The organism is Candidatus Symbiopectobacterium endolongispinus, from assembly GCF_018777385.1.
Classification (GTDB): Bacteria; Pseudomonadota; Gammaproteobacteria; order Enterobacterales; family Enterobacteriaceae; genus Symbiopectobacterium; species Symbiopectobacterium endolongispinus.
The window spans coordinates 22,543-39,973 of record NZ_JAFJYB010000002.1; the positions used below are offsets into that span (position 1 = coordinate 22,543).

At 49.7% G+C, this 17,431-nt stretch carries 22 protein-coding genes and 10 pseudogenes; 27 read left to right on the forward strand and 5 right to left on the reverse strand.

The genetic code is table 11. The annotated features are described in order from the left end of the window. Window positions 1-12: 12 nt before the first annotated feature. The 3 genes and pseudogenes from bet to JZM30_RS06565 all read right to left on the reverse strand — a co-directional run. A pseudogene (gene bet / locus JZM30_RS06555) lies at window positions 13-600 on the reverse strand (phage recombination protein Bet); the annotation flags it as partial. A 7-nt stretch (window positions 601-607) separates the two neighbouring features. Further along, a pseudogene (locus JZM30_RS06560) lies at window positions 608-901 on the reverse strand (host-nuclease inhibitor Gam family protein). Window positions 902-990: 89 nt separating this feature from the next. Further along, window positions 991-1,191, reverse strand: a complete 201-nt coding sequence (locus tag JZM30_RS06565) for a cell division protein FtsZ (protein ID WP_252318055.1) — start codon at window positions 1,189-1,191, stop codon at window positions 991-993. A gap of 132 nt (window positions 1,192-1,323) precedes the next feature. Between JZM30_RS06565 and JZM30_RS06570 the strand changes: the two genes are divergently transcribed. Continuing rightward, window positions 1,324-1,500, forward strand: a complete 177-nt coding sequence (locus JZM30_RS06570; RefSeq protein ID WP_252318057.1) for a hypothetical protein — start codon at window positions 1,324-1,326, stop codon at window positions 1,498-1,500. Here JZM30_RS06570 and JZM30_RS06575 read toward each other — a convergent pair. Next, window positions 1,475-1,777 carry a hypothetical protein gene (locus JZM30_RS06575; protein WP_252318059.1) on the reverse strand — a complete coding sequence of 101 codons (303 nt, stop codon included), beginning with the start codon at window positions 1,775-1,777 and terminating at the stop codon, window positions 1,475-1,477. The two genes, JZM30_RS06570 and JZM30_RS06575, sit on opposite strands and share 26 nt — an antisense overlap. Before the next feature lie 385 nt (window positions 1,778-2,162). Then, window positions 2,163-2,627, reverse strand: coding sequence for a hypothetical protein (locus tag JZM30_RS06580; RefSeq protein ID WP_252318060.1), 465 nt, complete (start codon window positions 2,625-2,627; stop codon window positions 2,163-2,165). A gap of 100 nt (window positions 2,628-2,727) precedes the next feature. On the opposite strand from JZM30_RS06580, the gene JZM30_RS06585 reads away from it, so the two are divergent. The 26 genes and pseudogenes from JZM30_RS06585 (at window position 2,728) to JZM30_RS06705 (ending at window position 17,431) form a co-directional block, all read left to right on the forward strand. Then, window positions 2,728-3,018, forward strand: coding sequence for a transcriptional regulator (locus tag JZM30_RS06585; protein ID WP_252318061.1), 291 nt, complete (start codon window positions 2,728-2,730; stop codon window positions 3,016-3,018). A gap of 17 nt (window positions 3,019-3,035) precedes the next feature. Beyond that, a complete protein-coding gene (locus JZM30_RS06590; protein ID WP_252318062.1) occupies window positions 3,036-3,359 on the forward strand; it encodes a CII family transcriptional regulator in 324 nt (107 codons plus the stop codon). A 100-nt stretch (window positions 3,360-3,459) separates the two neighbouring features. After that, window positions 3,460-3,915 (forward strand): replication protein, encoded by a 456-nt coding sequence (locus JZM30_RS06595; protein WP_252318063.1) that lies wholly within the window; start codon window positions 3,460-3,462, stop codon window positions 3,913-3,915. Window positions 3,916-4,109: 194 nt separating this feature from the next. Then, window positions 4,110-4,289, forward strand: a complete 180-nt coding sequence (locus tag JZM30_RS24970) for a phage replication initiator YdaU family protein (RefSeq protein WP_498037991.1) — start codon at window positions 4,110-4,112, stop codon at window positions 4,287-4,289. Then, window positions 4,286-5,137: pseudogene (locus JZM30_RS06600) on the forward strand (ATP-binding protein). Before JZM30_RS24970 ends, JZM30_RS06600 begins: the two are co-directional and overlap by 4 nt. A 133-nt stretch (window positions 5,138-5,270) precedes the next feature. After that, window positions 5,271-5,720, forward strand: a pseudogene (locus tag JZM30_RS06605) (recombination protein NinB). Between the two features lies 1 nt (window position 5,721). Continuing rightward, the gene (locus JZM30_RS06610) at window positions 5,722-6,129 is read left to right on the forward strand and encodes a hypothetical protein (protein WP_252318772.1); all 408 of its coding nucleotides are present in this window, start codon (window positions 5,722-5,724) and stop codon (window positions 6,127-6,129) included. Beyond that, window positions 6,114-6,407, forward strand: a complete 294-nt coding sequence (locus JZM30_RS06615; protein ID WP_252318065.1) for a hypothetical protein — start codon at window positions 6,114-6,116, stop codon at window positions 6,405-6,407. The genes JZM30_RS06610 and JZM30_RS06615 overlap by 16 nt, the downstream gene beginning before the upstream one ends. After that, a complete protein-coding gene (locus JZM30_RS06620; protein ID WP_252318066.1) occupies window positions 6,404-6,760 on the forward strand; it encodes a RusA family crossover junction endodeoxyribonuclease in 357 nt (118 codons plus the stop codon). The genes JZM30_RS06615 and JZM30_RS06620 overlap by 4 nt, the downstream gene beginning before the upstream one ends. After that, on the forward strand, window positions 6,757-7,377 hold the full coding sequence (locus JZM30_RS06625) for a hypothetical protein (protein WP_252318067.1): 621 nt from the start codon (window positions 6,757-6,759) through the stop codon (window positions 7,375-7,377). Before JZM30_RS06620 ends, JZM30_RS06625 begins: the two co-directional genes overlap by 4 nt. Before the next feature lie 201 nt (window positions 7,378-7,578). Then, entirely contained in the window at window positions 7,579-7,755 is a 177-nt protein-coding gene (locus JZM30_RS06630; RefSeq protein ID WP_252318068.1) for a type II toxin-antitoxin system HicA family toxin, read from the forward strand. A gap of 47 nt (window positions 7,756-7,802) precedes the next feature. Further along, window positions 7,803-8,210, forward strand: coding sequence for a type II toxin-antitoxin system HicB family antitoxin (locus JZM30_RS06635; protein ID WP_252318070.1), 408 nt, complete (start codon window positions 7,803-7,805; stop codon window positions 8,208-8,210). Window positions 8,211-8,302: 92 nt separating this feature from the next. Then, a complete protein-coding gene (locus JZM30_RS24625; RefSeq protein WP_438801490.1) occupies window positions 8,303-8,530 on the forward strand; it encodes a phage holin family protein in 228 nt (75 codons plus the stop codon). Then, window positions 8,500-8,637 (forward strand): phage holin family protein, encoded by a 138-nt coding sequence (locus JZM30_RS24630; RefSeq protein ID WP_438801474.1) that lies wholly within the window; start codon window positions 8,500-8,502, stop codon window positions 8,635-8,637. The genes JZM30_RS24625 and JZM30_RS24630 overlap by 31 nt, the downstream gene beginning before the upstream one ends. A 2-nt stretch (window positions 8,638-8,639) precedes the next feature. Beyond that, the gene (locus tag JZM30_RS06645; RefSeq protein WP_252318072.1) at window positions 8,640-9,251 is read left to right on the forward strand and encodes a glycoside hydrolase family 19 protein; all 612 of its coding nucleotides are present in this window, start codon (window positions 8,640-8,642) and stop codon (window positions 9,249-9,251) included. A 137-nt stretch (window positions 9,252-9,388) separates the two neighbouring features. Then, window positions 9,389-9,625 (forward strand): annotated as a pseudogene (locus tag JZM30_RS24975) (hypothetical protein); the annotation flags it as partial. Then, on the forward strand, window positions 9,525-9,788 hold the full coding sequence (gene lysC, locus JZM30_RS06650) for an Rz1-like lysis system protein LysC (protein WP_498037993.1): 264 nt from the start codon (window positions 9,525-9,527) through the stop codon (window positions 9,786-9,788). The pseudogene JZM30_RS24975 and the gene lysC, both read left to right, overlap by 101 nt. Window positions 9,789-10,066: 278 nt before the next feature. Further along, window positions 10,067-10,664: pseudogene (locus JZM30_RS06655) on the forward strand (Rha family transcriptional regulator). Continuing rightward, the gene (locus tag JZM30_RS06660) at window positions 10,661-10,867 is read left to right on the forward strand and encodes a hypothetical protein (RefSeq protein WP_252318076.1); all 207 of its coding nucleotides are present in this window, start codon (window positions 10,661-10,663) and stop codon (window positions 10,865-10,867) included. Before JZM30_RS06655 ends, JZM30_RS06660 begins: the two are co-directional and overlap by 4 nt. A 54-nt stretch (window positions 10,868-10,921) precedes the next feature. Beyond that, window positions 10,922-11,938 (forward strand): annotated as a pseudogene (locus tag JZM30_RS06665) (terminase small subunit). Between the two features lie 231 nt (window positions 11,939-12,169). Continuing rightward, window positions 12,170-13,515, forward strand: a pseudogene (locus tag JZM30_RS23885) (terminase). Between the two features lie 140 nt (window positions 13,516-13,655). Then, window positions 13,656-14,833, forward strand: a pseudogene (locus JZM30_RS06685) (DUF1073 domain-containing protein). Further along, on the forward strand, window positions 14,826-15,719 hold the full coding sequence (locus JZM30_RS06690) for a putative phage head morphogenesis protein (protein WP_252318083.1): 894 nt from the start codon (window positions 14,826-14,828) through the stop codon (window positions 15,717-15,719). Before JZM30_RS06685 ends, JZM30_RS06690 begins: the two are co-directional and overlap by 8 nt. A 9-nt stretch (window positions 15,720-15,728) precedes the next feature. Beyond that, window positions 15,729-16,415, forward strand: a pseudogene (locus JZM30_RS06695) (DUF2213 domain-containing protein). Between the two features lie 96 nt (window positions 16,416-16,511). Beyond that, complete coding sequence (locus tag JZM30_RS06700) at window positions 16,512-16,919, forward strand: hypothetical protein (RefSeq protein WP_252318084.1); 408 nt, start codon at window positions 16,512-16,514, stop codon at window positions 16,917-16,919. Beyond that, window positions 16,919-17,431, forward strand: a complete 513-nt coding sequence (locus JZM30_RS06705; protein WP_252318085.1) for a structural cement protein Gp24 — start codon at window positions 16,919-16,921, stop codon at window positions 17,429-17,431. Before JZM30_RS06700 ends, JZM30_RS06705 begins: the two co-directional genes overlap by 1 nt.

A 17,431-nucleotide genomic window follows, 5' to 3' on the forward strand; every position in this document is an offset into this window, starting at 1 on the left:
CCTGGCAATGAGCTTCGGGCGACGTTCGTCGGTTTCCTTTCCAACAACAACGCTTGCCGGGCTGCTTTCGATAATCCTTTCTGCTTCGTCTTTGTCGTAAATACCGGCAAAACCAAATGCCAGACGGGCACACTGGATCATTGCCTTGTGGCGCAGCATCCGTTTCGGATGCGATTGCCAGGGTCCTTTAACTTCGTAACCGTTTTTAGACTTAAAAGCCTCGCGTTTACATTCATCCATCCATTCAGTGACGCTGATCGGGTGGTTGCGATCTTTCCGGTAGATTTTGCATGTGTGGGACTCTGTATCCTGCCCGAACTCCATACCGTCGAACTGGTCTTGTCCGTTAATAATGCGTGCCCAACCGTCAACACCTACTACAGGAACAATGCCATTCTGTTTGTCCGGGAAGGCGTAAATTTCGCGAGTGAATGGATTTAAACCGTACTGGTTGGCAACGATGAGCAATGTGGTAAACTGAGCATCAGTGGCCTCTCCAGAAAAAGCGGTGGCTTTTAATACGCCAAGCAGATCATCACCGGCATCCAAACCAAGGCGTTCAGCCAGTTTTCCAGCCAGTGTGGTTAGCGCTGTACTCATGGTTTTATTACTCGTATTTAATCTTTAAGTGATTATGTGCAAACGTTTCAGCCATATAGCGTGCTATTTCAGGGATCTTCTCCTGAAATTCGCCGTTATCATCGAAAGCGGGAGTAATTGCGGCGGGGTATTCGATTTTTCCTGACAGCGCGCTCCCGACCATGAACTGGAATAAACACGGTTTGAGCAACTTGTCGTACCAGTCAGCAAGTTCAGCTTACTCCTCCTCACGAGCGACGTGCAGGTAATGCCGCTCCCATGCCATATCTTCAAGGCGATCCTGTAGTGCATATGCGTTCATCAATCATCCTCTCCCGAAATTTGGTTGCAGAAATCCTGTCGCTTTATTAGCCGACTATTCGGTTAAATTCGTTTTTCTGGGAGTACCTGCTAGTGGATGGCAGGTTTTCCAAACGGGTTGAGATAAACCTCTATCTCATCGTTGTTGGTTCGTAGGCGCTCAAACAGGGTGAAAAGATACAATCCCTTTCCTACATTTGCCGATGCGCGATATGTGCGCCCCTGGTACTTAACCAGCATGCCTGGAACCACGCTGGTTCTTGGTAATATTGTTGTGCCGTAACCCGCCATATAAGTCTCCTTGCCGTCTTCCCGACTGCCAGACAAACTAATCAATCTGCTTTGGTTTAATGCCTGCTGTATTTCCCCACCTCAGGCGGCAGTGGTATCCTCTGTTCACCACAAACAAAGAGGAAAACTAAAATGCCTAAATCACCAGAATTTGAAGAACTGATTAACGATGTCGAGCTGCTAAAAACTGTTGTATCAGCCCTCGTTGCTGAATCGGATAACCAGTTCAGCGAACGCTTGCTGAGTTTTTTTCCCGACGGTACCGAGAAGAAAGAACGGCTAATCAGCCTGCTTGACCTTTCCCGTTAATCTCATCGGCGAGCAGATATTTAAGGTTTTTCGCGATCTTCTGGCTAAGTGCTAAATCGAAATCACCACCGCGTTGCGGTAGCGGAACGTGAAGCAGTGTCAGATATGCGTCGCGAACGCTGACGGCGATCTGCTTTGCCCGGTTTGCAAAAACCTGTTCGGTACTTTCATCGTTTCGCGATCCTTTAAGGGCTTCTCCTTGATAAACATGGAGCAATAGCGTTTTCAGGGTTTCTCCTGCGCCTGCGTAGTAAAGTCGTTCGTCAGTGTTAAGCATTGATGCCTCCATCTGTTGTTAAAACGCATTGCGTTAAATGTGCCTGCTTGATTCCTGTCAGGCGGCCAGGTTCTCTCTGTACCCCTACCGCGAGTTCTTTGCTAACGCCATATTCATATACTGACTCTCGCGACCGCCGTCATGTTCGTTCTCCTCGGGCTGGCTACTTACGCTCAGGCAATCGGCGTGTAACTAGTGGTCTTTGTATGCCCCGGGCGGCTACTTCGTGTGCTTCCTGTTTATAAAAATAGCGTGCCGCTATCTCAATGCCAATAGCACGGCGCTATTATATTTGCGCAAGACAAAAAATCCCGAGATTCGGGATTTGATGTGTAGGGGAGAAGGTTAGAATTTAGTGACTATCTTGCCGTCAGACCAGACGAGTCTAGGCCCGGGCTTTTTCTTCACAATAGGAATTTTTTTCTTGAATTAACCACTTTCGTATTTTTAACTCAATAGAGTCAACATATGCCATAGCATCACTATCTGCCCAGCCTGGTAAACTCGCTTTATTGTCATCTAATAGATAATCGATAAGAATTTTTATCGCGTCATCAGCACTTCGATATTCTTTCCACTGGTCCTTAGTTTCACCATACACAGGGTGATCAAGCGAACCTACCTCAAGGTTAAGCTTACTCTCGATCTCTCTAGCAAGTGGGGATCCCATATTGCGAGGATTTCCGCTCTTGCTGTCTACAGCCTGATTTTTAATCTGAGATAACGTCGCATCGGTTTTGGATCTGCCGAGCGCAAGATTGAGATTGGCAATAGTCTTATGCTGTTTAATAAGCTCAATAAGCCACTCCCTTCTGATTTTCTCAACTGTCTGCATATTAACTGTCATCATTTCAATTTTAATTTCCTCTATTTGATAGCACTTCGCTAAGCATAGGGAGAAGCGCAGCGCTATCATTGAGGCAATTGCCAATCGAGAGAATTCAACCCGTATGAACTTAAAAAACTACACCACTCAAGAACGGGGTCGTGCGGCGAGTTTAGGCCGCACGCTGGGGATACCGTCAGTTTTAATCTCACAATGGGCAAATGGCATCCGCCAAGTTCCTGCGGAGCGCTGCCCTGAGATAGAGAAATCGACCGCTGGAATAGTTACATGTGAAGACTTAAGGCCAGATGTTGACTGGGCTTATCTTCGCGGAACTCGAGCTGATAATGCTTGCCCGCCTGGCAAAACCAGATCACATACAACAATGCTGCCTGACAGTAGCTTAATCAGATAGTGGAGTAATTATCACCCATGGAGAACGCAATCGCACGCAAGTCAGACTTACCGAAACTTAAGCCTGTTGAAATGGAAGGTTTGATTCTCAACCGCCTTGCATCGGCGGGGCAAAAGCCAGTGGCAGACGCGCTCAGTGTGGATGAATCGACACTAAGTCGCTGGAAGGGAAAAGGAGGACATATCGAGCAATTTTGTCGATTCATGGCAGAGCTAGGTATTCAGCTTGCACCGCCGGAAGCGGTACTTGTTCGCCGTGATTATATCTTTTCGGTCGAAACGTTAGCGGACATCGGAATGAAAGCGGTACGCATGCAGCCTGAGCCACTTGGTTGGGATTAAAAACATGAACCAGAGCGAGTTTTTAGAAAAACAAAAGTCGGACTGCTCGCACAGTACCGACTTTTTTGAGGCATGACTGGATTAATTCACAGGAGCAATTATGACAAATATTGCAGAAATAATCAATTTCCCTGTGCCTGAAGAGGCACTCGAGGAGTCGCGAGTGGCGCAGCTAGAAGATGGTTTCTTGCGCCTGGCGAATGATCTTCTTTATGCAACCATGTGTTCAGGGCTACCAGAGACTGAACTCTGCATCGTCATGGCTGTATGGCGCAAAACATACGGATACAGCAAAAAGATGGACTGGATAAGTAACGAACAGCTTGAGGCGATGATAGGGAAGCATTTCACCCATTGCTCAACAGCTAAAAACAATCTTGTCAGGAGGAAAGTTCTACTGCAAGAAGGCCGAAAAATAGGTATGAACACCAACATTTCTGAGTGGGAAACTAAAAATAACGGATTCTGCAAAACATTAGCTAAACTTGCTAAGAAAGAAACATTAGCGGAACCTGCTAAGAAAAGTTTAGCGGAAGTTGCTAACCACAAAAGATAATAATACAAAAGACAAGAAAAACAGTATTACCCCTATAGTCCCCAAACCGAAAAAATCACCACCACCGGCATACGATCCGCTCACTGCTGAACTCCCCGAATGGCTACCTGCTGACGAGTGGCATTCATGGGTTCAGTACCGGAAAGAAATCAAGAAAGCAATCAAGTCAAGGCAAACTGTCACGCTGCCGTGAAATGGGGTATTCGCCGGGTGAGATAATCAACCGCAGCATTGGCAATGGCTGGCAAGGACTCTTTGAGCCAAAGAAACCTGCACGACCTCAGCAATCGAAGCATCCATCTGTCGCAGATAATTTCTCCAGCAAGGACTACGGCACAACCCAAATTCCTGGCTGGGCAAAGGGACTGGTATGAACTACAGCGAAGAAATCACAACGGTGCGCCAAAAGTTGGCAGACCTGAATGCGCCCCCCAAGCCACTGGAACACACGGTGTATGAGGAAGTTGAAGCCATATGTGACCAGCACGGTGTATTTAAACAGCGTTGCCGCAGGATGGCACTCCACGGCAAAGGGATTGAGACAAAAACCGAATGCCAGTTCTGCCTGAAAGAAAAATTAACGCAGTTGGAGCACGCTGAAGCGGAACAGGAAAAACAGCGCAAGCGCAGCAAAATTAAAATGCTCATGGATAACTTAAGCCCGCCTGAACGCTTTGCTGATGTCACCCTGGATAACTACAAGCCAGTGAATTCTTATGCGGCACGTTGCTTAACGCTCTGTAATGCCTATGCAACCCATTGGCCTGAACGCCTTAAGCGTGGTGGCGGCTTGGTGATGTGTGGGAAGCCAGGTACAGGCAAGAATCATCTGGCGTTGGCCATTGCGAAGCACATCATCAACGCGCACCAAAGTTCAACACTATTCACAACCGCCCTACGGATCACACGGGCATTCAAATTAACGTGGAGCAAAAGCGCTGATTGTTCAGAGGCCGAGGTGATTAAACGCAATACTCAGCCTGATTTGCTCATCATTGATGAGGTCGGGGTTCAGTTCGGCAGCGACGCAGAAAAGCTAATTTTGTTCGAGGTCATCAACACGCGCTAAGAGGCGATGAAACCGACGATCCTAATCAGCAATTTGGCGATGAACGAACTGGCTGGATTTATCGGTGAGAGGGTGATTGACCGCATGAAGGATGGGGGTGGCTGCACACTGGCTTTCACCTGGGACAGTTACCGGTCACTGGGTGGGAGCTGATTATAATCGATAAATCGCTTTTACCCGCATTCCCAACCGTAGCGCAACTGACTGACCAACCTGACCTCTCTCGCCTGACGTTATCTGATGCCAGCGATTTTTTGTATTCGGCGTTTGCCCTTGGGGATGACGTATGAATCAGCAATTCCACCTTGTGAGCGATGCTGTTAAGCAGAACGCTATCAATTTCATCCGCGATCTTCCGGTAGACCAGAAACGCCTGCTGATCCTCGATATCAAAGAGATGAAACGCACAGCAGAGCAAAGCCGCAAGATGTAACCACTGCTGAAAGACATTTCCGATCAGGTGGTTTGGTTTGGCAACAAATATGACTCCGACGACTGGAAAGACCTGATCACCGCACTGGTGGCCAAGAGCAAAAGGCAGGAGCAGCGAATGGCTCCCGGTCTTGATGGCGGCGTAGTGATATTCGGCCAGCGTACCAGCAAAATGAAAATAAGCCAGATGGTGGAAGTCATTGAGGCTATCTACTGGTTCGGCACTGAACAAGGTGTGAGATTCAGCTATGTATCCAAGTTGGAGATCGCGTGGGCGAAACGATGGTGGGAGCGCCATGCGTAAGATGCCCTGTTTGTTTTACGGAAAACCAGCGATTTTGCTTTGCGATGGTCTGATTGGCTTCGATGCTGACGAAGACGAAAACGGCATGATGATGAACTGCCGTGGCATGTTTACCTGCGACGCGCCAATGTGCCAGGACTGCGCCACCTGGCATGGGAATATCTTCTTTTTCCGGCAAAGCGGGGGGATGGAAACCAAAGACTATTGCCCGCTGTGTGAAGTACTATACCAATCTGGTGAGCGCATTCGCGTCGCACCTCACCGCAAAGATTTTGCCATCCCCGAGCCATGCCTGGCAGAAGCACAGACCGATATAATCCGTAAAGCGCACTGGAATAGCGACCTGAACAACCACCGACGTCAGCTCTCATCCATCCAGGGAGGAGGTCAACAATGTCTGCCGTTCTGAAAACTTACCGCAGCAAAAAATGGCTGGCCGCCGTCGGCAGCATAGAGCGGTGTGTCCTATGCGGTAGGTGGGGAACGCAGGTCGCTCACCGCAACGAAGGTAAGGGCATGGGGCTGAAAGCTGATGACTGTGCACCGGCGGCGATCTGTGTGTGCTGCCACGAGAGCATCGACAACGGCAATAAGCTCTCAAGAGATGAGCGACGCCAGTTAATTGATCGCGCCATCGTGCTGACCATAATAGAAGTTGCCCGCCGTGGGCTGGTGGTGCCGGCATGAAAACCTACGGTATCACACCGCTCGGAAAACCTCGAATGACACAAAGAGATAAATGGCAAAAGCGTCCGCTAGTACTTCGGTACCGCGCATTCTGCGATGAGGTTAGGTTAAACAAAATCACGCTGCCGGAAAGCGGTTGGCACGTCACGTTTGTGTTGCCGATGCCCGCGAGCTGGAGTAAGAAACGCCGGACTGATATGAATGGCAAACCTCACCAGCAAAAGCCGAACAAAGACAACCTGGAAAAAGCGTTGTTGGATGCGATTTTTGATGACGATAGCCGGGTTTGGGATGGTCGGGTATCAAAAATATGGGGAGAGGTTGGGCAAATTCTTATTGAGGAGGCCGCGTGAGAGTGGTTCAAGACAAGTCATGGCAAAAACTGGCATGCGCCCCGCGCCGCTCATATTTAGGCAAATATTGCAGATTAACTCCCGGCCAGAATCGCTGGGTGCGATCGCTATTGAATCTCTGGGGGGCAATGTATGGCAGCAGCGGTACCGAACATCTTTCCACTGGTGGAAGTATGTGGTCTAAGGCGGAAACGGGCTGGAGTCGCGAACAGCAGGAGAAAATGGAAGTGGTGCTCACTGGTTTGAGAGAAATAGGGTATCAGGGAAACGAGTTGCTGATCATGGCTAAAAAAATTCTGTGGCCCAAGAAATCACTGGCCGACATGATAGGTAACGCTGGCGATGAGGAAGAAGCAGAGTTCATGGAGCGGGTTATTCTGCAATCCTTCGCTAAGGACAGCCCTGTTTATGAGATTGGCCGAGAATACTACACCTGGAATAAAACCATGTTTGATATGGCCCGTTGGCTGAATCACAAATATGCTCCATTCCTGACAGAAAAACAGTGCATTGACCGGGTTCGCTGGTGCATTGAATTGTTCAATTCTGCCGTCTATTTCACGCTACTTGCAGAATTACGCAGAGAAAATGCAAAAAAACTTGAAAACAGGTTTTGAATCTGCATAATTTATGTATGCTTTGCAAAGCTGTATCCGAAAGCGACAGAATCACAGAAACCCGCCATCAGTGCGGGTTTTTTCGTTTTCTACCATCGGGGATTGCATTCAAAAAAATAAACAAAAAAAGTTTATATCCCCCTCGACTAAATAAACAAAAATGTTTATATTTATCTCAAGTTAAACAGACAGGAGGAGGCAGTGAAGCAAAGCGAGTTCAGGCGTTGGCTTGCAGCTCAAGGGGCAGAATTTAAGGACGGCACAAACCATCTTAAAATCTTCCTCAACGGCAAGCAGACGATAATGCCGAGGCATCCGGGGAAGGAGATACCGGAGCCGCTTAGGAAAGCAATTCTTAAGCAACTCGGATTGAAATAAAGGGCAGCCCTTCGGGGCTGGTACTCGCGGAGATTCACTGAACGAATATGCGATACCCAATAACATTTGATCATGACGAAACCGGATGGGCGGTGTTGTTTCCCGACATTCCAGAAGCCTTAACGGGCGGTGAGACCAGGGACGAGGCGCTATCATTGGCGCAAGACGCCCTGGTAACGGCGTTTGATTTCTACTTTGAAGATAAGCGTGAAATTCCTTTACCTTCATCAGAGGGTGAGGAATTTGTAGAGGTACCGGCCAGCGTTGCGGCTAAGGTGCTTTTACTGAATGCCATGATTCAAACGGGAACATCAAACGCGGAATTGGCGCGACTCATCGGTACCAGACCCCAAGAAGTACAGCGCATTGTGTCGTTGGCCCACAGCACCAAAATAGACACCATCCAGACGGCATTAAAAGCGTTGGGTAAAAATCTGGAACTCATCGCCGCATAACTTAATCCTTTCAACTCTTAAGGCTCACTTCGGTGTGCCTTTTTTCTTTCCGTTAAACACAGCGCCCACATAGCGGGGTGAGGTCTATGAAAATGCAAAACAGCGTAAACACCTGGACGGATGTCTGGGAGCTTTTCCGCGCTTGGTGGAATGGCGACGTGCCTCTGGGCGGCGTAATGCTATCGATCATCATCACTATCCTTCGTGTGGCCTATACCGGTGGTGGACGAAAACAAATGCTACTTGAGGGGCGCTATGTGGCGCACTCACCCTTACCGCCGCCTAAGCAATGGACTATTTCAACTGGTCGAAAACGTTAACGATTGCTCTGGTTGGCACTATCGGATTTATCGGCGTTGACCAAATTCGTGCGCTGGCGTTGCGTTTCCTCGGTAATCGTTTTGGCGGCGGTAACCCACAGGCATAATCATGACAAAAGACCAATTTCAAAAGGCGGCTGGCATCAGCGCCGGATTAGCCGCTCGTTGGTTTCCGCATTTGACTGCGACGTTTACCGAATTCGGCATCACCGCAGTGAGCGAACAGGCAATGTTTATTGCACAGGTGGGGCATGAATCGTGGAGCTTCTCCTACGCCGTCGAGTCGCTGAACTATACGCCAGCAGCGCTGGCTGCCACGTTCGGTAAGCGTATTACCCAGTATCAAGCCGATATGCTAGGGCGAACAGCAAAGCAACCAGCGAATCAGGAGGTCATTGCCAATTTGGTCTATGCCAATCGCCTTGGCAACAAAGGTAAGGGCGACGGCTGGAAATATCGCGGGCGCGGGTTGATTCAGATCACCGGCCTCGACAACTACCAGGCATGTGGCACTGGTTTGAAGTTAGATTTAGTATCATCCCCTGAACTGTTGGAGCAATACGCAAACGCCATGCGCTCGGCGGGCTGGTTCTGGGCGTCCAATCGTTGTGGGCAGTACGGTAATGACATTGAACGGGTGACGCTGATTATCAACGGTGGCCGCAATGGTCTGGATGATCGGCGCGAACGGTTCGAACTGGCCCAACGTGTGCTGGTATGACAGCCGCAAAGCCGTATCTCTATATTGCACTGGTAGTGCTGCTTGGTCTGTTAGTATTCGGCGTCTAATACTTCTGGGATGCATACAGCGACACAAAGGAAGACCTCAAAGCAGCAGCGCGGAAACAGCAGCAGGCTGAAACCATCGCTGGAAAAGTGATCCAGTCGATGCGCATATTCAACGCTATTACTCGGGTCAACCACGATGAAAAACAGCAGATACAGCAGCAGTCGGGAAACACCGTGGTTTACATCCGTGAAAAATTATCGACTGATGAATTTGCAGTTCGGCCTGTTCCTGATGATGTCGTTAACCGGCTGCGAGAGCACGCGGAAAGAATACGTAACTGTACCCGTCGTACCGATCCCCGCTGAACTTCTACAGGATTGCCCAGCACCGGACATTCCGCACCAAATGCCCTACGGCAAGAGTGTAGAGCTGAATGAAGAACTGCTGACCATTATCGAGAAGTGTAACGCTGACAAGCGAAGCATTCGTGAAATCGAAGAATCCCGGAAGAATTTACCTGACAAGTAGCTGCGCAACTCTGTGAAGAAGTGGAAAGGCTGCAAACTGATGTAATCGCTACGCGATTTTACTTGATTAACTTGAACAAAAAAGCAACAAAACAATGAGGCTCGGTTAATCCAGGCCCTTTTTGTGCCTGTAGTATCCCACACGCCATGCCCGGCGTAATCAAAGCATAGAGTCTTACAGAAACAAGCCTTGGAGAAATGCTGGTTCAGGCCGGTAGCCGTCTCTATGCGCTAGCGTTTCTGGGCAACAAGGCTCGTTTCTATAAGGTAGCTATCGCTATGACTACATCATTAGTTGTTTTATCCAGCCATAGAAGCCCCGACCATGAGCAGTCTGGAAATGGTCGATTACATTAACGCTGATCGCAAATCAAAAGCCGAGGCGATGGGGCTAAAGTTCCCCTGCAAGCAGTATCGAAAACTTGAACACCGTAGCTTCATGAGAAAAGTGCCGAAGGTGCTGGGGGATGCAGCTGAAAAATATTTTGCATCTGACTCTTACATCAATGGTACAGGAGGGAAGGTTGAGCGTGAAATCTGCAACTTCCCGAAGCGCGAAGCCTGCTTGATGGCGATGAGCTACAGCTACGAGCTACAGGCTCAGGTCTTCGATCACATGACTGAGCTTGAGGGGAGTAAGGATATCAACCTGCTCGACTTCTCCGGGCTAACCGAAATGACCATTCAGCAGATGACAAACCGAGTGGCTGCTGCTGAGAAATTCTCTTTCGAAGAGCACGGACAGACGGGGAGCGCTTTGATGACCCGCCGCAAAAAAGAGAAGAAAGCCATTAAGAAAGCAGAGCAGTTGGTTAAAGACCTTATCCAGTTCAGGCTGTGCGATTTGGGCGATTTCCCTGATGGAGAGCCAGCATGAACCATCCTGATTTCATCCACGCTAATGTGAAATCGAAACTCATCAGTGATGGGTTTGATATTTCCGTGGCCCAGATGTGCGCAAACAAAGCGGTAGATCACTACCGCAGTTCAGGCTCGGCGTCTGGCAGGGGGAAAATGTTTGACGATTGCTTTCGCATAGCAAAGGCATGGGCGATGAAGTACCAGCCCAAAAAGAAATGACGAAATCCAGAGCATTCGGCAAATAGAAGCACAGCGCCAAGAAAGGAAATAATCATGGCAAAACCGGACTGGGAGGCCATCGAATCGGCATACCGGGCTGGTTTGTTGTCACTCCGTGAAATAGCAGAACAGTATGGCGGTGGTATAACTGAGGGAGCCATACGCAAAAGGGCTGCAAAGCTGGGCTGTGTACGCAATAAGAAAAGCGGTACGCAAAGAGCGTCAAGTGTAAACCAGAGTATTAAGACAAAAAATGCCCATCCTATAATTGAAAATAAAATTGACCCAGTTCGTCCGGTAATTGAAATCACTTATGACGAATGGACGTTAAACCCTGATGAATACGGGCTTAACGATATGCAAGCTAAGTTCGTGAATGAGTACCTGATCGACATGAACAGGGTGGCTGCATACAAACGGGCAGGGTATAAATGTGGGGGACAGCAGGCTTACGCTGCCGCATCGATCCTTTATAGGAATTTAAAGGTTAACCGAGCCATTCGTGATGCATTTGAAGCGCGGGAACGTCGCACGCAAATCACGCAGGATGACGTGTTGAAAATGTGGTGGGAGATTGCGACCGCTGACGCGAACCAGATTACTGAATTGCGTCGCCTGTGCTGCCGTCATTGCTGGGGATTTGGTTTCCAGTATCAATGGCAAGATGCGGTGGAGTTTGAAGATGCCGGGCTAAAGGCAGTGGAAAGCAAAAAGCGTGAGCCGTTGGATAATGGCGGTTACAGCTTTGATGCTCAGCTTGATCCGAATCCTGAGTGCCCACGCTGTAACGGTATGGGGGTTAGCCGGTCGTATTTTCATGATACGCGGGATTTGCGCAGCGCAGCTCGTCGCCTGTACGCTGGTGTGAAAGAAGGTAAGTTCGGTCTAGAAGTCATCACCCTCAATCAGAATGAGGCGCTAAAGATGGTTGCCTAGCATCTTGGTATGCTGAAAAACAGAACAGAGCTAACTGGTACTGATGGTGGTCCGATCAACCAGGTGAATTACACACCGGAGGATTACGCAAAGGCGCAAGCGGCGTTAGAAAATCAGCTACCTGATTTGGATTGACCGGGACAGATAAAACGTAGGGAAAAATCGCTTTAGTCTGCTGTTTTGCTCGAACTGCAATAGTGGCGTTTTGTTATCAAAATGTTATTGTCTAAAATTCCCATTTATTACTGAGAAAACCAACACTTTTAACGCTCTCGTGGCGATTTTGGTGTGAGCGCCGATCGTGTGGTGCGTAAAAGGTACAATATATTAAATAGCCCTCAAAGCGGGCAAAAATTGGGATTGAAAATGTCACAGTTACTCGAATGGGAAAATCTGGATTTCCCCGCTCGGGTAGCATTGAAACCCAGGTCTGAAAAATCATTCCTCAACTTCACCCGTATTTGGTTTGAGATGCTGCAGGGCGATCGCCTGCTGGTGAACTGGCATCATAAAATGATGGCCAGCAAAATTGATGACCTGGTGGCTGGCAGGTTGCAGCCCCGAAACCTGATCATCAACGTCCCTCCGGGCGGTACAAAAACCGAGTTCGTTTCTGTTCATCTGCCAGAGTATATCAACATGCTGGTGCAAACGGAAAACTCAGGCGATTCCGTAATCTCAATATTTCATTTGCCGACACGCTGGTAAAACGTAACTCACGCCGCACGCGTGACATTATCGCGAGCCCTGAATATCAATCGCTATGGCCTTGCAGGTTCGGCTTAAATCAGGCGGAAGAGTGGGAAGTTGTTAACGGGCGCGGGCGCACTGTCGGTCAGACGGTTTCGCGCTCCAGTGGCGGACAGATAACAGGGGGCGCGCTGGTTATCCTGGCCCCGATTTTTCTGGTTTCGTTTGTCTTGATGACTACAACAAACCGGAGGATATGTTTTCCGGCACAAAGCGTGATAACGCCAATCGCCTGTTAGTGAACACCATTCGTTCCCGCCGTGGTGATAAATCGAAAGACCATCCGACACCGTTCGTCAGCATCCAGCAACGTCTCCATACTGATGACGCAACAGGATTCATGCTGGCTAGCGGGATGGGGGGTTGATTTCCACCACGTCACAATCCCTGCACTGGTTAGCGAAGAATATATCGATTCGCTGCTGGAGCCGTGGCGGTCAATGTGCTGGTTCTCCGTTAAGAACACCGAGAGCGTCGTTGTCGGTGGCGTTCGCTACTGGTCGTACTGGCCGGTAAACGAATACGTCGGCGATTTGATGCGCCTGTGGGAGAAATGGCGGCCATTTGACCGCAAACGACCCGCGCCATTGCGTCACATGGGGATTGAGGACAAGCAGGCGGGGCAAGGATTAATCACCACGCTGAAAAAGCGCAAGTCACTTCCCGTTCTGGAAATCCCACGCGGCGCAGGACAAAACAAGCTGATCCGATGCCTGAACACGGTCCCTCAAATCAAGACGGGAACGGTATTCATCCCCGCATTGCTAACCGATGACGGCCAGCGAATTGACCAGGTGTATTACGCCGATGGATCTGTGGCCGCAAAAACTGACTGGGTTATGCCAGCACTCGCGGAATGCGCGGATTTCTCCGCATATGACAGCCACAAAAACGATGACATTCTCGATACGTTCATGGATGCGATCGAGATCGAATTAATTTCCGGCGCTGGTGCCGGGTGAGGGTGGGTTTAATGATGACCGAGAGTAAATACGGCGGAAAGCCCAGAATCCGAGTGAGTAATGATGGCCTGGCCAACATGATGAACGGCATGGGGACAGAGCGGGATCGTAGAACCTTTAACCGCTTCATGTTTGGCATGATGCAGGATTTTGCGGAGCTGGAAGCCGCTTACATTGAGAACTGGATCGCCCGCGCCATCATTGATATTCCGGTATATGATTCAACCCGTGAATGGCGGGAGTTTGCCTCTGATGATGCGACGGCCATTCGTGAAGCAGAGAAGCGCTATAACGTTCAGGCGGTGACGCAGGACGCGTTTAAATGGGCTGGCGTGTATGGTGCTGCTGGTGTGTTGATGATCACCGACCAGCCCTTCAATAAACCACTCAACGTAAAGAAAATCAAGCAAGGTTCGTTAAAGCGTTTGTTGGTGCTTGATCGCATGTTCATCAACGGTCAGTCGTTTAACGTTACTAACCCGTTGGCTGAAAATTACATGCTGCCGGATTATTTTGTCGTAAACGGTGGCTCTCAGCAGATCAATTACAGTCATTTTGTAAAAGCTCCCGGTGCGCCGCTTCCTATGCGTTTACGGATGGTGAATGGTGGGTGGGATGATAGCCGTTTACGTCGTTGCTTAGAGGACGTTAAAGACGCCGTTTCCGCTAAAAGTGGCGTGGCCGCGTTAATTCAAGAGGCCAACATTGATGTTATCAACCGGGAAAATCTGTCAAATGACTTAGCCTCGGGTGATATGGATGACACCATTGCCGGACGATACAACACTTTGGCATGATGAAATCGCTTTACCGCCTAGCTCTACTGGATACGAAGGAGGCCTTTGAGCGTAAACAAATTTCGTTCGGTGGACTTGGCGAAATCCTAAACGCACTCATGGAGTGGACCTCTGGCGCGGCAGGCATCCCGATGACGCGCTTGTTTGGCATTCAAGCGAAGGGGTTGGGTGATAGCGGGCAAGGCGACATGAACAACTATTACAACACCATTCGAGGCGGGCAGGAATCGCAGTATCGTCCGTTCTTAAAACGCATTGATGAAGTGCTGATCCGTTCAACGCTGGGATCCATGCCTGATGGCCTTGATTTCGAGTTCGCCCCGTTGGCGCAGCCCACTGATACCGAATTGTCGGCGCAGCGATTGGCAGATGCGCAGGCTGATGATATTCGCCTGCAACAGCGTGTTGTAAGGCCATCACAGGTGGCGCGCAAACTGATGGAGCAAGGCGTTTATGGCATTGATGAATCCGATATTAAATTCATTGAGTCCGACGAAAAAGCAGAGCGGGACGGTGATTAACAATACAAACTTGGAGAACTTGCAAACGCTGTTGGCGAAAACGCCAATACGCCGCCGAGCTCCGATCCGTCCAATCAAGCCGAATGACGACGCGGAGAAATTTTACCGGGCACAACTGCGTGATATTGTCCGGCAGATGGCACAGGCGGTTGATGAGGCGCTAGTGCCGGTACTGCGCCGAAACTACACGGCAGACAGTTACCTCACTGATATTCTGAAAGAGGCCATTCGGCAGGCGTCAGAGCAATTCATGAATACGGCGTTTCAGCGCAACGCTGAGAGACTATCTCAACGCGTTGTTAGTCGTGCTGAGTCGGCCAGCTCAACTGCGTTTGTTGAACAGATAAACCGCGCCATAGGCATGGACATGACCGCGCTGATGGTTAACGAAAATCTGGTTGATTATGTCGATGCGTCAATAGAGAGCAATGTTGCGCTAATCACATCGCTGTCATCTGATTATTTCGAAGATATCCAGATGCAGGTGTTTGGTGGCATCCTGCGCGGCGATCCGCTTACAACCATTGTTCGTAACCTGCAACACAGCACGGGAACCGCATACAACCGCGCACATCTGATAGCGCGTGACCAGACGGCAAAAATTCAGGCTGACATCACCAGCGCCCGTCAGCAGAACGCAGGCATCGATCGCTTTCGCTGGGCAACATCACGGGACGTGCGAGTTTCTGTCAACCCTGCTGGGAAATATCCACTCGCCAAAATATCGTGTTTCGCTATCTCACGGATAAATGTTGGCATGGGTGCAGGCGTTTATCTCTGGTCACGCGGGGCGAAATATAACGGTCAAACCGACCTATTCCCCGGCAGGGCGCACATTGGGTGCCGCTGCCACGCCATTCCACAAATCAAAGGTCTCGACTACTGAGGATTAATCATGCGGATCACTATTCGTGACCGCGTGACGTTTCCCGTTCCATCCCTGCGAGAAATTACACCCGAAGGCTATTTAAAAGTCCCTGGGCGGGTTGCTCGCGTCGGTATCCAGCAATATCTGGCATCCGAACTTGGGCTAACGGACAGGCCACCCGGTCAGATTGTTAATGTTTATCTCCCACACTAGGAGGTTTTTAAACCCAGTAGCCTAGAGAGCTACGACAACATGGACGTCACTATCGATCACCCCGATGACTTGGTGGACTCCACCACATTCAAAGAGGTGACAGCCGGCCATGCAATATCGCCCGGTCGGCAGGATGGTGATTTTGTCGTCGTTGATTTTCTGATTAAAGACCAAAGGGCCATTGATGAAATCGACAAAGGCAAAGCAGAGTTATCCGCAGGTTACACATCCGAGTATGACGATACGCCCGGTATGGCACCGGACGGCACAGCATACGAATACGTCCAACGTGACATCACCATTAACCACATTGCGTTATGTGACCAGGCTCGCGCCGGACACAAGGCGCGTCTGTTCGACAATAAACCAACGGGAGTTAAACCCATGCCAAAAGTGACGCTGGACAGCGGCGTTAAGGTCGAAGTGGCCGACGAAAACGCATACACGCTGATCCAATTGACCATCGACAGCCTGCGCCAGCGCGTAAAGGATGCCGAGTAAGAGAAAGAAAAGGTTGAGGCGGCTAAAGACCAGACGGAAGAGGAACTGGAAAAGGAAAAAGCCCAATCCGACGCAAAAGATGAAGAGATCGAACAATTGAGGGAGAAAACCTCCGAGGATTCTATTTCCAGGCTGATCGCCGAGGTGGTGCCTGTCCGCTATTCTGCTGTGAAAATCGCGGGTGAGAAATTCTCTTGTGATTCACTCGATCCGCTGAAAATCAAACGTTCTGCGCTGGATTCAGCAGGCATTAAATGCCGCAAGTACAGCTCATGGGATACGGCCCCTGATGCGTATGTGACGGCGTACTTTGATGCTAAGGAGGAGCGTAAGGAAAACGAGGATGAGGAAGATCCGGACGACGATAAACAGCGCTCGGATGATTGTATTCGCAACTTCAGTCGCGATATGAAACGTGCCAAAGCAGGTGGCTGGCAAGCAACACGCGATAGCGTTCGTCAGTCATGGCTTGATAAGCGTTACGGCACTCAGGATGGCAAATAATGGCTATTGCTCAAGATAGTTTTTCGCTTTACCGCGGTGAAGCGTATGAGGGGCAGATTTCGACGACGGATGTTGTTGAGGTTGTGTCACGAAAAGTGGAAACGGCGCTGGTGCAGTTTGGTCGAGCTGTAATTCGTGGTACCGAGAAACGGAGTTGTGCGCCAGTTGGCACGGCAACGACCGCTGCCGATATCATCGGTTTCTCTGTTCGCTCAATGGCTACATCCAGTCCAACCCCGCCCGCCAACCACGCAAATTACGTCACAGGTTATGCCGTTGATAGCGTCGCATCTGTTTTGCGTTGTGGTGGCATGTTTGCACTGTGTGTTGATGGTGCCAGTGCCGGGCAGTCTGTCAGTGTAATGCTTACGGCAGGAGATAACCAGGGCCGCTTAACGGCTGGCACGGGTACGGGTTTGCTGGTGCTCAATCAGGTTAAATGGGTTGATGCGGTGACCGCCGGTAAAGTGGGTGAAATCCGCGTTGACGGCATTCTGAACGTAAGCGCTTAA

Excerpts from the sequence above, each read along its gene's own strand:
- JZM30_RS06565 (WP_252318055.1), bottom strand. The coding sequence starts at position 1,191 with ATGGCGGGTTACGGCACAACAATATTACCAAGAACCAGCGTGGTTCCA.
- JZM30_RS06570 (WP_252318057.1), top strand. The coding sequence starts at position 1,324 with ATGCCTAAATCACCAGAATTTGAAGAACTGATTAACGATGTCGAGCTG.
- JZM30_RS06575 (WP_252318059.1), bottom strand. The coding sequence starts at position 1,777 with ATGCTTAACACTGACGAACGACTTTACTACGCAGGCGCAGGAGAAACC.
- JZM30_RS06580 (WP_252318060.1), bottom strand. The coding sequence starts at position 2,627 with ATGATGACAGTTAATATGCAGACAGTTGAGAAAATCAGAAGGGAGTGG.
- JZM30_RS06585 (WP_252318061.1), top strand. The coding sequence starts at position 2,728 with ATGAACTTAAAAAACTACACCACTCAAGAACGGGGTCGTGCGGCGAGT.
- JZM30_RS06590 (WP_252318062.1), top strand. The coding sequence starts at position 3,036 with ATGGAGAACGCAATCGCACGCAAGTCAGACTTACCGAAACTTAAGCCT.
- JZM30_RS06595 (WP_252318063.1), top strand. The coding sequence starts at position 3,460 with ATGACAAATATTGCAGAAATAATCAATTTCCCTGTGCCTGAAGAGGCA.
- JZM30_RS24970 (WP_498037991.1), top strand. The coding sequence starts at position 4,110 with ATGGGGTATTCGCCGGGTGAGATAATCAACCGCAGCATTGGCAATGGC.
- JZM30_RS06610 (WP_252318772.1), top strand. The coding sequence starts at position 5,722 with ATGCCCTGTTTGTTTTACGGAAAACCAGCGATTTTGCTTTGCGATGGT.
- JZM30_RS06615 (WP_252318065.1), top strand. The coding sequence starts at position 6,114 with ATGTCTGCCGTTCTGAAAACTTACCGCAGCAAAAAATGGCTGGCCGCC.
- JZM30_RS06620 (WP_252318066.1), top strand. The coding sequence starts at position 6,404 with ATGAAAACCTACGGTATCACACCGCTCGGAAAACCTCGAATGACACAA.
- JZM30_RS06635 (WP_252318070.1), top strand. The coding sequence starts at position 7,803 with ATGCGATACCCAATAACATTTGATCATGACGAAACCGGATGGGCGGTG.
- JZM30_RS24625 (WP_438801490.1), top strand. The coding sequence starts at position 8,303 with ATGCAAAACAGCGTAAACACCTGGACGGATGTCTGGGAGCTTTTCCGC.
- JZM30_RS24630 (WP_438801474.1), top strand. The coding sequence starts at position 8,500 with ATGGACTATTTCAACTGGTCGAAAACGTTAACGATTGCTCTGGTTGGC.
- JZM30_RS06645 (WP_252318072.1), top strand. The coding sequence starts at position 8,640 with ATGACAAAAGACCAATTTCAAAAGGCGGCTGGCATCAGCGCCGGATTA.
- lysC (WP_498037993.1), top strand. The coding sequence starts at position 9,525 with ATGAATTTGCAGTTCGGCCTGTTCCTGATGATGTCGTTAACCGGCTGC.
- JZM30_RS06660 (WP_252318076.1), top strand. The coding sequence starts at position 10,661 with ATGAACCATCCTGATTTCATCCACGCTAATGTGAAATCGAAACTCATC.
- JZM30_RS06705 (WP_252318085.1), top strand. The coding sequence starts at position 16,919 with ATGGCTATTGCTCAAGATAGTTTTTCGCTTTACCGCGGTGAAGCGTAT.